Raw genomic sequence first — 12,183 nt, forward strand, 5'->3', positions numbered from 1 at the left:
GCCATGAATGGGGAGCGCGCACCGTTTTTTGCGGTGTCTACCTACAAGCTGCTGTGCATGACGCTAGGCAGCCTGGGCTTCTACATCCCCTTCTGGTTTTACATGCACTGGTCCCGCATTGAGGAACGCGAGCATCGCTCGCTGCTGCCGCTGCTGCGCGCCATTTTTGCGATCCCGTTTGTCTACTTTCTGTTTCGGCGCTTTGCTGACGCGCAACGCGAACACCATGCGGGTGAACCTCTGGCGGCCGGACTGTGGGCCATCGTCCTGATTGTGCTCAACCTGCTGGCCAGTACCCTGATGATGCAGGCCGGTGCCTGGCCGCTACTGGGCATCCTGCTCTCCCTGCTGGAGGTGGTGCCCTTGCTGGTGGCCCAGGCCGCCATCAACCAGCACAACCAGCTGCTGGTACCGGGGCACGACCGCAACGACCGCCTGACACCGGCCAATCGCCTGGTCTTGCTCATCGGAGGAGTGTTCTGGCTAATGATGGCCTGGTCCCTGCTCAGCGGCCAGCTGCCGGTCAGCTCACTCGGGCAAAGTGGCTTCGCTGGGCTGAAGTGAAACCGCCTTGCGCCCATAGCACAGGGCATGCAGCGCCACGATGACCGCCCAGCACACCCAGGCCGACCACAGGTTGTGCGAAAGAAAATGCGCGCCACGTGCCACCTGGCTCCATCCCATCAGCAGGCCCAGCAACAGCGCGCCGCTCCATAACAGGGCAGCACGACGGCTTGAATGCTGCCGCCCCCAGAACCAGAACACCAAGAGCCCAAAGCCACCGGACGCATGGCCGCCCGGGAAGCAGTGCCCGGGCTTGAGTCCCGCCGGCAAGCTTTGCCACAGCGGCAGATGAGGCAGGCTGCCGCCATACTCCAGCGTATCCCACGGGCAAGGTCGGTCGCTGATGGCTTTCAGCAGGCTGACCACCGTGGGGGCCAGCAGCATGCCCGCCACCAGAAACAGGTAAAAACGCCGCTCACTCCCGCGGGTGCGCCACGCTTGCACACCCAGGCCAACGGCCAAGGTCAGCAGCGCGTACTTCACCCATTTGTGTACCACGGTTTCCAGAAACCAGGCATTCTGCAGCGGGAACGTCCGGCTGGCGGCATCGTAGAACGCATTGCTGATCCAGTAGTCCAGCCGGGTCAGCTCAAACAGCAGCAACAGCAGACAGGCGCTCGCCAGCAGCCATAGGCTCTGGCGACGATAAAAACCGACAGCGGGTTGGGTGATCACGGTAACGGTGGCAGGCGCGAAGTCTTGTTTCGGAACAGGTAGGACGCCCCCTGATACCAAGCGATGGCGTCATCCCGCAGCGCTGGATCATCCGGCAAGCCTACTGCACTGCCATCACTGAAGTTGGGCAGCACGGTTTTGACCTGCTTGCGTGGCGACAGGATAGCCAGTTTGCCATCCTTGAGGTAACCAATATCCTGGTAGGTGGCGATGAAAATCCGCTCCCGGCCCGGCTCCAGCGTGGCGATATCGTAACCGAAGAAGTGGCTGGTGTAACTGAAATTCAGCAAGCCCAGCAGAGTCGGTGCCAGATCCACCTGCGCCATCAGGCGTGGCATCACGCCGGGCTGGATCACCTTGGGGGCATACACCATCAGCGGAATATGGTAGCGATCCACTGGCAGATCGGTCTTGCCCGCGCTGGAAGCACAATGGTCGGCGGTGATTACAAACAAGGTGTTGTCGAACCAGGGCTTCTTCTGCGCCCGGCGAATGAAGTCGCCAATGGCCCAGTCGGTGTATTTGACGCCACCTTCGCGGCTCTTGCTGTCCGGCGGAATGTCGATACGCCCGGTCGGGTAGGTGAAGGGCCGGTGGTTACTGGTAGTCATGATGTGGCTGAAGAAAGGCTTACCACCGGCGACGCTCTGATCCATCTGCCGCAGCGCCAGGGTGAACAGGTCTTCGTCAGCCACCCCCCACACATTCTCAAAGTGAACGTCTTTGTCGCTCAGCGCAGTACGGTCCACCACCCGGTAGCTGTTGCTGCCAAAGAAGTGGTTCATATTGTCGAAGTAGCCATAGCCACCGTACAGAAACTGACTGTCGTATCCCTTGCTGCGGAACACGTAACCCAGCGAGAACAGGTTTTCGTTATCCGGACGGCGGACAATGCTCTGCCCGGGGGTCGGCGGCAGCGCCAGCGACAAGGCTTCCAGACCACGCACGGTACGGGTACCAGACGCATAGAGGTTGGTATACATCAGGCTTTGCTTGGCCAGGGCATCCAGCTGCGGCGTAATGCCTTGCGTGTTGCCAAAGCTGGCCATGAAATCGGCGGACAAGCTCTCCACCGAGATCAACACCACATTCATCCGCTTTTCCGGATCGGGGTAGCGAACGGTACGCGCCAGCTGGCGGGGATCTTCGCTGATGAAGGTGGATTCTGGGGTCTTCAGCAGGGTGCGCAGACGGCGCAGCACTTTTTCATCCGGCTCGCTGGCGTAGAAGGTGGCGTAATCCAGCTCATTATTGCGGTTGGCGGCAAAGAATTCATAAATGCCATTGCCAGACAACTGGTTGACCACGGTGTTGCTGCTTAGGTCTTTCTGCTTGTAATCCACCAGCCAGTAGGACAACACCGGCAACAGCAGCAGGAGCGCCGCCACACCCGTGCGGGCTTGCCAGCGGCTGGCTTGCTGCCAGGATGGCCGTAGTGCCGGGCGGCACAGCCAGATCAGCACCAGCGCCACCAGCAGCAGGCCGGACAGGATGGCGCCGACTGGGTAAGATTCCTGGATATTGCGGACCACTTCCTGCGTATACAGCAGATAATCCACAGCGATGAAGTTGAACCGGGAGCCAAACTCGCCCCAGAACACCCACTCACCGGCTGCGGTGAACAACAGCAGGAACACCAGCCCGACAAAGCTGAGCTGCAGCCACCAGGTCTGAATGCGATGGCGATACCAGCGGTCCGGCATCAGCCACAGGTAGACCACCAGCGGAATCATGAAGTAACTGAGCGCCACCAGATCAAAGAACAGGCCTACCCCGAACACCCGCAGCAGGTTGAGCGGGCTCCAGTCCATATTGGCATGCGCCAGCACCAGCAGCGCAATGCGGGTCAGCAAGGACAAGCCCAGCAATAGCGCCGCCAGCACCACCAACGGGCCAAACCGGTTCGCCAGCAGGCGTGATTGCTTCTCTTTCAACATTGTCAGGTCCTGTATCCGCCACCGCACCCCAAGGGCCGGTCGCATCTTACGCCAACGGGCCGTGACTGTCTTGTTTAACCACCATCATGCATTCAAAAGGGGCAAATGTGCCGGGGAACCGTGGCCCCGTGCATACTGCCAGGCGGGCTGCCTCTGAGACACATTCACGTGTGAACGGTTCCCGCCGGCAACGTGTCAGGCGGCTGCCCCTGTCGGAGTGTGCATACAATAGCGGCTGCCGCTTATCCCGACCTTAAGGGGAGATGGAGTGCGGGCGGCTGAACGCCCGCACGGTAGAGAGGGTGTCAACGCCTGCGCGATTGGCAAAGCCAGGTCTGGCCTGATGTGCTTACGCGGCAAGGCCAGAGGTCGCACTCCGCTGTTCCGGATGGTGTGTACCCTGCAACCAGCCATACCCTAGCAACACCACGGGCAGAAACAATATCCACTGTGGCATCCGCCACAGGCCTGCCCAGCCCGCCTGCCGCAGGGCAATCGCCCAGAAGACGAGGGTGCCCGCCGCCCACCAGACCAGCACCAGTTGTACCCGGCCCCGCCGCTGGGCGTCTGTGGGGTGCCGAATGCCAGACCACAATGCCCAGGCGGAGGCCAGCAACATCACGCTCACCAGATGCCAGCAGGCATACAGGATCAATTGCAGCTCCAGCGGCATGGGCACCTTCAGGAAGGGGGTGACCACGTCCATACCCCCACCCACCAGATGCAGCCCGGCGGTAAAGCTTGCTATGCTGGCGGCTGCCATACCCATCCATTTCATGATGCACTCCTTGAGGACAATAATCCATTCAACAGCAGGTCGATCATCTGGCCGATGCGCGCCTCGACCGCCTGCCAGGCCACCCAATCATCGTGACGCAGCGCCAACTCAAGTGACACCACGCCATGTATCCCCGCCCACAAGCTTTGCGTTGCCAGCTCCAGCGCCGGGGTGGCTTCGCCCGGGATGCCCTGGGCTTCTGCCAGCGCCAGCCGCAAGGCGGCATAGCCATCACGACCCGGTTTGTCCTTGCGCTCGGCAAAGTGCTGTGACGCTACCGGCAAGGGCTGCATGAACATCAGCCGGTAGGCATGCGGATGACGCAGCCCAAAGCGGGCGTAGACCAGCAGCATCTCGCGCAAGCGCTTCACCGGGTCCGACAGCGGCAGCAAGGCGGCCATCTCGGCGGACAGTTCACTGAAATCATCCAGCACCAGCCGGTACAGCAGCGCATCCTTGTCGGCAAAGTAGCTGTACACCGTGGCCGGGGCGTAGCCAATCACGGACGCCAGCTTGCGCAGCGTCATGCCCTCCACCCCGTACTCGACCAGCAGCTGGCGAGCGGCTTGCAAGATGGTGTGTTCCAGTGCCGCGCGTTCAGCCGCACGGCGTTGTTGGCTCAAACTCATGTCATCAATCAAAAATCGAACATCGTTCAAATAATAAACATTGTTTATATCAAAGACAAGACTCGCCACGGACTGGCATGATGACTATCATCCCTGCCCATTCCGGGAAAAGCCCATGAGTCGATCTCCACTTGAATGGCACGATGGCCAGCCCTATTCCAGCCAGTATGGCGACGTGTACTTCTCGCGTAACAGCGGGCTGGAGGAGACACGCCATGTGTTTCTGCAACATAACCAGCTGGCGGAGCGCTGGTCGCAACTGGCGTCAGATGCCCACTTCGTGATCGGGGAAACCGGCTTTGGCACCGGCCTCAACCTGCTGGCGGCGTGGCAACTGTGGCGGCAAGTCGCCCCGACTGATGCCCATCTGCATTTTGTCAGCGGCGAGGCGTGGCCGCTGAGCCTGGCGGAACTACAGCAGGCGCATGCGGCCTGGCCCGAGCTGGCCGAACTGGCAGCCGCCTTGCACGCGGTGTGGCATGACCTCGCTCCCGGCTTCCACCGCTTGCATCTGGATGCCCGCGTCAGCCTCACCCTGCTGATCGGCGACATCAACCAGACCTTGCCGGAGCTGGAAGCGCAAGTCGATGCCTGGTTTCTGGACGGCTTCTCCCCCGCACGTAACCCGGAGATGTGGAACCCGGCCCTCTATGCCCAGCTGGCCCGGCTGGCTGCGCCGGCGTGCACGCTGGCCACCTTTACCAGCGCGGGGCATGTCCGCCGGGGGTTGCAGGAGGCTGGCTTTGAGGTGGCGCGAGTGCCGGGGCATGGCCGCAAGCGCGAAATGCTGGCCGGGCGCCTGCTACAGCCCACCCTCCTGCATGCCTTGCAGCACTATCGACCGGTATCCGGCACGCTCCGCGAGGCTATTGTGCTGGGTGGCGGCATGGCAGGCTGTGCGGCGGCCTGGAGCCTGGCGCGGCGCGGCTGGAGGGTGACCCTGCTGGAGCGGCACCCCGGCCTGGCGCAGGAAGCCTCCGGCAATGCCGCTGGCGTGCTGTATGCGCGACTGGCTCCCAAGATGGGGCCGCTGGCCCAGCTGATTCTTGCCGGGCTGCAGTACAGCCAGCGCAGCATGGGGCCCCTGCTGGGCTGGGATGGTGAACGTGCCAGCCGCTGTGGTGTGCTGCAGCTGGCGTTTGACGCCGATGAAGCCGAGCGCATACAACAACTGGCAGCGCTGGACCTACCCACATCACTACTACAGCCCGTAGATGCCGCCACCGCCAGCACCCTGGCCGGGGTGAGCATGGCACAAGGTGGGCTGTTTTTCCCGCAAGCCGGCTGGGTACATCCGCCTGCGCTGTGTCAGGCACTGACCACGCATCCGCTGATCAGCGTGCACTGCAGCCAGAGCATTACGCAGTTGCAACAACATGAGCAAGGCTGGCAGGTACACTCCGCCAGTGGCGAGCAGTGGCAGGCACCGGTATTGGTGCTGGCCAATGCCCACCACGCCCGGCAGTGGCAGCCGCGCTTGCCGATCCGCACCCTGAAAGGGCAGGTCAGCTACCTGCCCGCAACCGTGACCAGCCAGTCACTGCGCACCGTGGTGTGCGCCGAAGGCTATGTGGCACCGGCACGGCAAGGCCTGCATGCGTTGGGCGCCACCTTTGAGCCGCATGCCAACGATACCGAAGTTACTCACGCCGGACATCTGGATAATCTGCATACCCTGCGGCAACTGCACCCCGGCCTGCATGCGGCGCTGGACGGCCCGGATTGGCAAGCGCGACTGGAGGGCGGGCAAAGCCTGGCGGGGCTGGGCGGACGCGCGGCGTTCCGCGCCGTGTGCCCGGACTACAGCCCGCTGATTGGCCCGCTGGCGGATCTGGATGCCGTCATCACGCCACGTCGGCTGGGGCAACCCTTGCTGCAACCTGGCGAAGCCGCTCTGCCCTCCTTGCCGGGCCTGTTTGCCACGCTGGCGCACGGCACCCGTGGCCTGATCACTGCCCCGCTGGCCGGTGAAGTGCTGGCGGCATATCTGAATCACGAACCGTCACCGCTGCCGCGCGCGCAACGGTTAACAGTGCACCCGGCCCGCTTCCCGATTCCACCGCAACCCATCCGCAAGAAAGGATAGCTCATGCCCTCCCCTGACCACCCGGAATTGCATGGCAGCCGGATCAGCTTGCGTATTCCGAGGCCGAGTGATGCCGCAGCGGTGCTGGACTATTACCAACGCAACGCTGACTTTTTTCGTCGCTTTGATCCCCCATACCCGGAGGGTTTTTATACCCTGGCTTGGCACCAGCAGCGCATCGAGAAGGCCAACAAGGATGTGGCTGAGGATCGGGAATACCGCTTTGTACTGTTCAAGCCAGAACAGCCAGACCACATTATCGGCAATGCCAATCTGAGCGCCATCCAGCGCGGCCCTTTTCAGGCCTGTAACCTCGGCTACGGGCTGGATGAGCAGGCCCAGGGGCAAGGGATGATGACCGAGGCTTTGCGTCTGCTGATTGATCATGCGTTCAACGCACTAAAGCTGCACCGCATTCAGGCCAACCACTTGCCGGACAATCTGCGCAGTGCCGGTGTGCTGCAACGACTGGGCTTTGTACGCGAAGGCTATGCCCCGGCCTACCTGTATATCAACGGGGCCTGGCGTGACCACGTGCTGAATGCGCTGAGCAATCCGCACGGGCCGGAGATGGGCTAGACAGAACACCGGCAGCACCCGCACAGGCGCTGCCGGGCAGAACATCAGGCTGCAGCCAGCGCCTGATCGAGGTCGGCCAGAATGTCGTCGATGTGCTCGATGCCGATCGACAGGCGCACCATGTCTTCGCTGACACCTGCCTTTTTCAGCTCGTCCGGGTTCAGCTGACGGTGGGTGGTGGAGGCCGGATGGCACGCCAGCGATTTGGCATCGCCAATATTCACCAGTCGGGTGATCAGCTGCAGCGCATCCTGGAAGCGGCCACCCGCCTCACGCCCGCCTTTCACACCGAAGGTCAGCAGACCAGAAGCACGGCCACCGAAGTACTTGTCCACCAAGCCGCGCGACTCATGCCCGGCCAGCCCGGCGTAGTTGACCCACTCCACCTTGGCATGACCTTGCAGGAACTCGGCCACCCTGGTGGCGTTTTCGACATGGCGGTCCATGCGCAGGGCCAAGGTTTCGATACCTTGCAAGATCAAGAAGCTGTTGAACGGCGAAATGGCTGCACCCATATTGCGCAGCGGCACCACTCGTGCTCGGGCAATATAGGCCGCCGCGCCCAGCGCTTCGGTGTACACCACGCCGTGATAGGACACATCCGGCTCATTCAGGCGGCGGAAGCGGGCCTTGTGTTCCGCCCACGGGAACTTGCCGCTATCCACAATTGCGCCGCCAATGCTGGTGCCATGACCGCCCAGGTATTTGGTCAGCGAATGCACCACGATGTCGGCACCGTGTTCGAATGGCCGGGTCAGGTACGGCGTGGGCACCGTATTGTCCACGATCAGTGGCAAACCATTGGCGTGCGCCACCTGCGCAAAGGCACCAAAGTCCACCACATTGCCCAGCGGATTGCCGATCGACTCCACATACACTGCCTTGGTGCGCTCATCGACCAGCGCAGCAACCTGGCCCGGCTCGCGGTAATCGACAAAGCGTACCTCGATGCCATACTGCGGCAGGGTGTGGGCAAACAGGTTGTACGTCCCACCGTACAGGGTGCTGGTAGCAATAATGTTGTCGCCCGCTTCCGCAATGGTCTGGATCGCGTAGGTGATGGCCGCCTGCCCGGAAGCCAGCGCCAGCGCGCCGATCCCCCCTTCCAGCTCGGTCAGCCGCTGCTCCAGCACCGAGGTGGTCGGGTTCATGATGCGGGTGTAGATATTGCCCTGCACCTTGAGGTCGAACAGATCTGCCCCGTGCTGGGTGCTGTCGAAGGCGTAGCTGGTGGTCTGGTAGATCGGTACGGCCACCGCGCGGGTGGTGGGATCGGGGCTGTAGCCACCGTGCACGGCCAAGGTTTCGAACTTCATGCGCACCTCTTTGCAATCGGGTTGGGAAGACAATCAGCACAATCTAGCACAGTGCCACCTCACCCCAAAGCAGGAAGATTCACTTGGTTATTCCGCAATGGTGCAAACGGGTCAGTTACCCGGAGGGGCCAGCCACAGCCGGAAATGAAAAGAGCGAGCCTTGGCTCGCTCTTTGACCGACCTCAGGTCGGCTGGCCCATGCCGGGCCTTTGCACCGGAAGATCCGGTCTTGGTGTGAAATCAGTGCAGATCGCTCACCCGACGCCCACGTGACTGCCGACGCTCATTGCCATTGAGTAGCAGGTTGGCAAGCTGCCAGTCACGATCCTCAGCCTGCGGGATTTGCCGACGTTCACTGTGGCGGCGATCTTCCAGAATGGCTGCCTGGATACCTTCATCAACTGCATGCTGTTCGGTCAAATGTGTCCTCCACGGCAGTGACTTGGGATCATTTATACGCCCATGCCCCCACCCTGCCAAGCACCGTTTGTCAGCTGAGCAGCCAGTCAATTGTCATGACGACTCAGCGACTAAAGCGCCCCACCACATGCAGCAATTCCTCAATGGCCCGCTCGCCGTCCCCGCTCTGCAAGGCATGGCGCACACAGCCACGGGTGTGGTCTTCCAGCAGTTGTAGCGCCACCGCGTCGAGCGCCGAGCGGATGGCGCTGATCTGGGTGAGGATGTCGATGCAATAGCGGTCGCCCTCCACCATGCCAGCCACACCACGCACCTGCCCTTCCACCCGGCGCAAGCGGCGCAGCAGCGCGTCCTTGTGCGGCTGCACTGTCTGGCGGTCGTCCGGCGCGCAGTGAGCGTGGTCGTCAGCGGACGTCATAACCGGCTTCCTCAATCGCCTTGACCAGCTGGGGTCGCCCGGTCTGGGCCGGGTCAAACTGTATTTCGGCCTGCTGCGGACTGAGGCTAACCGTGGCCGACTGCACGCCCGCCTGGCTGCTCAGTATCTTTTGCACGCTGGCCACGCAGCCGCCGCAGCTCATGCCATCCAGTTCCAGAATCAGGGTTTCCATCACACACACCTTTTCGATAAGCGGTCACAGCGGCGGGCGCCAGCGCTTGAGCAGCAAGGCATTACTGACCACAGACACCGAACTGAGTGCCATGGCCGCCCCGGCGATGACCGGATTGAGCTGGCCCAGCATGGCCAGCGGGATGCCCAGTGCGTTGTAGCACAGGGCAAAAAACAGGTTCTGTCGGATTTTGCGCCCGGTCGCCCGTGAAAGGTCAATCGCTGCGACCACATCGGTCAAGCGCCCATGCAGCAGGGTAACATCAGCCTGGGCGCGCGCCACGTCCGACCCCGAAGCCACCGCCAGCCCCACATCCGCCACCGTCAGCGCGGGCGCATCATTGATGCCATCGCCCACCATGGCGACCGGCCCCAAGGCTTTCAACTGTTGAATACGCTCGGCCTTGCCCTGGGGCGACAAACCCGCATGCACCGCCTCCAGCCCAAGCTGGCGCGCCACCGCTTCCGCCGTACGCGGCTGGTCGCCGGTCAACATATGCGGGGTGATGCCCTCAGCCCGTAGCCATTGCAAGGCTTCGCGTCCGCCTGGTCGTAATGGATCGGCCAGCGCCAGCGCACCCAGTGCGGTTTTCCCCTCGGCCAGTACCACCACCGTGGCCCCCTCCTCCTGCCAGCCCGCCACTTGCTGTGCTGCCGCTGCGGACAGGGTCACATGGGCTGCCGCCAGGAGTTGCAAGGCCCGCCATTGCCCCTCGACTTCAAGCTCGGCACGGACCCCTTCCCCGACCACTTGCTGGAACGCACGGAGCGGCAAACTTTCTACCGCTCCAGCTGCCCGGCAGATGGCGGCTGCCAGCGGGTGGTTGGCCTCACGCTCCAGGCAGGCACTCCAGTGCAAAATTGTCTCGGCACTGAGTCCGGGTTGCCAGCTGACCCTGCCATGCAGCACCGGATGGCCCTCGGTCAGCGTACCGGTCTTGTCCAGCGCCAGCTGGCGGGTGCGTGCCAGCCGCTCCAGCCCGGCGGCATGGCGGAACAGGATGCCGTGTCGCGCGCCTTGACCGACCCCGACCATGATCACCGTCGGGGTCGCCAGGCCCAGCGCACAGGGGCAGGCAATCACCAGCACCGCAATCGCCGGGGGGATGGCTTGCGACAAGCTGCCACCATAGCCCCACCAGCCCAGCAAGGTCAGTATTGCCAAACCCAACACGGCTGGCACAAACCAGGCCGCGACCTGATCAGCAAAGCGCTGGATCGGCGCTCGCGACGACTGCGCTTCCTGCACCAGACGGATGATCTGCCCCAATTGGGTCGCCTCACCCACTGCGCTCGCCTCACAGACCAGACGCCCGGCCTGCAGAACCGTCCCGGCAAACACCGTGGCCCCTACCTGCTTGCCCACCGGCAGACTCTCGCCGGTCAGCATGGCCTCGTCCAGTATGCCCTCGCCCTCTCTCACTTGGCCATCCACCGGTACCGCATCGCCAACCCGAAGCAGAAACCGGTCCCCGGCTTGCAACTGACGGGTGGGTACGGACAGCCAGTCCTGCGCTTCGTCTGACCAGCGCAAGGCCTGCTGAGGGCGCAACTGTGCCAGTGCCATCAGCGCCGCCTGGGTTTGCCGCCGCGCCCGGCTTTCCAGTGCCTTGCCCAGCATGACCAGCGTCAAGATGGCACTGCTGGCCTCAAAATACAGATGGGGCGATCCTTCACCCAGCCACAGCCAGAGCGAGTAACCGTACGCCGCGCTGGTACCCAGCGCCACCAGCACGTCCATATTGGCCGCACCGGCCCGCACCGCCCGCCAGGCTGAGCGATAGAAAGGCGCCCCCAGCCAGCATTGCAGCGGCGTGGCCAGCAGCCATTGCCACACCGGTGGCAGCATGCCGTACATACTGCCCAGCAACATGCTGACCATGCCGGGCAAGAAAGGGAGGGTCAGCAGTATGGCCAGCAACAGACGGCCATGCTGCTGCCAAAAGCCCGGCGCTGGAGCCTCGGTCTGCCCCTCGACGAGTGACGCGACAAAACCCGCCTTGCCCAGTGCTGCGACCAGGGTGGCCTCCTGCAACAGCCCCGGCAAAAAGCTGAGTTGCACCGTTTCATCGGCCAGATTCAGTTGCCAATGCTGCAGCGGCAGGCGCTGCAGCTGTTGCTGCAGCGGGCCAGTTTGCCCGGCGGAGGCCAGCCCCGGCACCGACCAGACCTGTACATTAGGTCTAATCCCATACCCGGTATGGGTAATTTTTTCATACAGCGACGCCAGCGTGTGCTGCTGATCGTCAAACTGCAAACGGGCCGTTTCATTGGCGAAGCTGACCTCGGCCTCGACGCCGGGAATACGGGACAGCACCCGCTCAATACGGCTGGCACACGCGGCGCAGGTCATGCCGCTGATGGGGACATCAATGCTGTAGTGGCTCATGGACTTGCCTGCATGCAGGCTTCCAGCTGAAAGGTGTCCACATCATACACCGTTAGCGCAGCTTATTTCAAATACCCCAATGGGGTATATATTTATACGGTAATTTTCATGTTGCGCTTCGGGGGGTGTGCTATACCCAAAGTGAGCACAACGGAACCACGGCGCCCAAGGAAAGAAAAGAGGATGGCTCCGGGAATTCT

12 protein-coding genes are annotated in these 12,183 nt (G+C 62.5%); 3 read left to right on the top strand and 9 right to left on the bottom strand.

Translation table 11 applies throughout. The annotated features are described in order from the left end of the window. Window positions 1-3 precede the first annotated feature (3 nt). A complete protein-coding gene (locus tag ACE3O2_RS02715; RefSeq protein WP_374334727.1) occupies window positions 4-564 on the top strand; it encodes a hypothetical protein in 561 nt (186 codons plus the stop codon). On the opposite strand, the gene ACE3O2_RS02720 is transcribed toward ACE3O2_RS02715, so the two are convergent. From ACE3O2_RS02720 to ACE3O2_RS02735, 4 genes are all read right to left on the bottom strand, one after another. Continuing rightward, a complete protein-coding gene (locus ACE3O2_RS02720) occupies window positions 529-1,239 on the bottom strand; it encodes a phosphatase PAP2 family protein (protein ID WP_374334728.1) in 711 nt (236 codons plus the stop codon). The genes ACE3O2_RS02715 and ACE3O2_RS02720 overlap by 36 nt on opposite strands. Further along, window positions 1,236-3,176 (bottom strand): LTA synthase family protein, encoded by a 1,941-nt coding sequence (locus ACE3O2_RS02725; RefSeq protein WP_374334729.1) that lies wholly within the window; start codon window positions 3,174-3,176, stop codon window positions 1,236-1,238. The genes ACE3O2_RS02720 and ACE3O2_RS02725 overlap by 4 nt, the downstream gene beginning before the upstream one ends. Window positions 3,177-3,525: 349 nt before the next feature. Further along, window positions 3,526-3,954 (bottom strand): hypothetical protein, encoded by a 429-nt coding sequence (locus ACE3O2_RS02730; RefSeq protein ID WP_374334730.1) that lies wholly within the window; start codon window positions 3,952-3,954, stop codon window positions 3,526-3,528. Beyond that, complete coding sequence (locus ACE3O2_RS02735) at window positions 3,951-4,583, bottom strand: TetR/AcrR family transcriptional regulator (RefSeq protein ID WP_374334731.1); 633 nt, start codon at window positions 4,581-4,583, stop codon at window positions 3,951-3,953. The genes ACE3O2_RS02730 and ACE3O2_RS02735 overlap by 4 nt, the downstream gene beginning before the upstream one ends. 115 nt (window positions 4,584-4,698) lie before the next feature. Between ACE3O2_RS02735 and mnmC the strand changes: the two genes are divergently transcribed. Both mnmC and ACE3O2_RS02745 read left to right on the top strand, forming a co-directional pair. Further along, on the top strand, window positions 4,699-6,669 hold the full coding sequence (mnmC, locus tag ACE3O2_RS02740; RefSeq protein WP_374334732.1) for a bifunctional tRNA (5-methylaminomethyl-2-thiouridine)(34)-methyltransferase MnmD/FAD-dependent 5-carboxymethylaminomethyl-2-thiouridine(34) oxidoreductase MnmC: 1,971 nt from the start codon (window positions 4,699-4,701) through the stop codon (window positions 6,667-6,669). A gap of 3 nt (window positions 6,670-6,672) precedes the next feature. Next, window positions 6,673-7,248: a GNAT family N-acetyltransferase gene (locus ACE3O2_RS02745; RefSeq protein WP_374334733.1), complete on the top strand. Its 576-nt coding sequence runs from the start codon at window positions 6,673-6,675 to the stop codon at window positions 7,246-7,248. A 44-nt stretch (window positions 7,249-7,292) separates the two neighbouring features. Here ACE3O2_RS02745 and ACE3O2_RS02750 read toward each other — a convergent pair whose 3' ends face one another. From ACE3O2_RS02750 to ACE3O2_RS02770, 5 genes are all read right to left on the bottom strand, one after another. Further along, window positions 7,293-8,564, bottom strand: coding sequence for an O-acetylhomoserine aminocarboxypropyltransferase/cysteine synthase family protein (locus ACE3O2_RS02750; RefSeq protein WP_374334734.1), 1,272 nt, complete (start codon window positions 8,562-8,564; stop codon window positions 7,293-7,295). A gap of 240 nt (window positions 8,565-8,804) precedes the next feature. Next, window positions 8,805-8,984: a hypothetical protein gene (locus tag ACE3O2_RS02755; RefSeq protein ID WP_168876338.1), complete on the bottom strand. Its 180-nt coding sequence runs from the start codon at window positions 8,982-8,984 to the stop codon at window positions 8,805-8,807. 103 nt (window positions 8,985-9,087) lie between these two features. Beyond that, window positions 9,088-9,402, bottom strand: coding sequence for a metal-sensitive transcriptional regulator (locus tag ACE3O2_RS02760; protein ID WP_374334735.1), 315 nt, complete (start codon window positions 9,400-9,402; stop codon window positions 9,088-9,090). Further along, window positions 9,389-9,595: a heavy-metal-associated domain-containing protein gene (locus ACE3O2_RS02765; protein WP_168876340.1), complete on the bottom strand. Its 207-nt coding sequence runs from the start codon at window positions 9,593-9,595 to the stop codon at window positions 9,389-9,391. The genes ACE3O2_RS02760 and ACE3O2_RS02765 overlap by 14 nt, the downstream gene beginning before the upstream one ends. Before the next feature lie 24 nt (window positions 9,596-9,619). Next, on the bottom strand, window positions 9,620-11,983 hold the full coding sequence (locus ACE3O2_RS02770) for a heavy metal translocating P-type ATPase (RefSeq protein WP_374334736.1): 2,364 nt from the start codon (window positions 11,981-11,983) through the stop codon (window positions 9,620-9,622). Between the last annotated feature and the right edge of the window lie 200 nt (window positions 11,984-12,183).

The sequence above is a fragment of the Leeia sp. genome (assembly GCF_041909055.1).
Classification (GTDB): Bacteria; Pseudomonadota; Gammaproteobacteria; order Burkholderiales; family Leeiaceae; genus Leeia; species Leeia aquatica.

Excerpts from the sequence above, each read along its gene's own strand:
- ACE3O2_RS02725 (WP_374334729.1), bottom strand. The coding sequence starts at position 3,176 with ATGTTGAAAGAGAAGCAATCACGCCTGCTGGCGAACCGGTTTGGCCCG.
- ACE3O2_RS02730 (WP_374334730.1), bottom strand. The coding sequence starts at position 3,954 with ATGAAATGGATGGGTATGGCAGCCGCCAGCATAGCAAGCTTTACCGCC.
- ACE3O2_RS02760 (WP_374334735.1), bottom strand. The coding sequence starts at position 9,402 with ATGACGTCCGCTGACGACCACGCTCACTGCGCGCCGGACGACCGCCAG.
- ACE3O2_RS02735 (WP_374334731.1), bottom strand. The coding sequence starts at position 4,583 with ATGAGTTTGAGCCAACAACGCCGTGCGGCTGAACGCGCGGCACTGGAA.
- ACE3O2_RS02745 (WP_374334733.1), top strand. The coding sequence starts at position 6,673 with ATGCCCTCCCCTGACCACCCGGAATTGCATGGCAGCCGGATCAGCTTG.
- mnmC (WP_374334732.1), top strand. The coding sequence starts at position 4,699 with ATGAGTCGATCTCCACTTGAATGGCACGATGGCCAGCCCTATTCCAGC.
- ACE3O2_RS02750 (WP_374334734.1), bottom strand. The coding sequence starts at position 8,564 with ATGAAGTTCGAAACCTTGGCCGTGCACGGTGGCTACAGCCCCGATCCC.
- ACE3O2_RS02765 (WP_168876340.1), bottom strand. The coding sequence starts at position 9,595 with ATGGAAACCCTGATTCTGGAACTGGATGGCATGAGCTGCGGCGGCTGC.
- ACE3O2_RS02770 (WP_374334736.1), bottom strand. The coding sequence starts at position 11,983 with ATGAGCCACTACAGCATTGATGTCCCCATCAGCGGCATGACCTGCGCC.
- ACE3O2_RS02715 (WP_374334727.1), top strand. The coding sequence starts at position 4 with ATGAATGGGGAGCGCGCACCGTTTTTTGCGGTGTCTACCTACAAGCTG.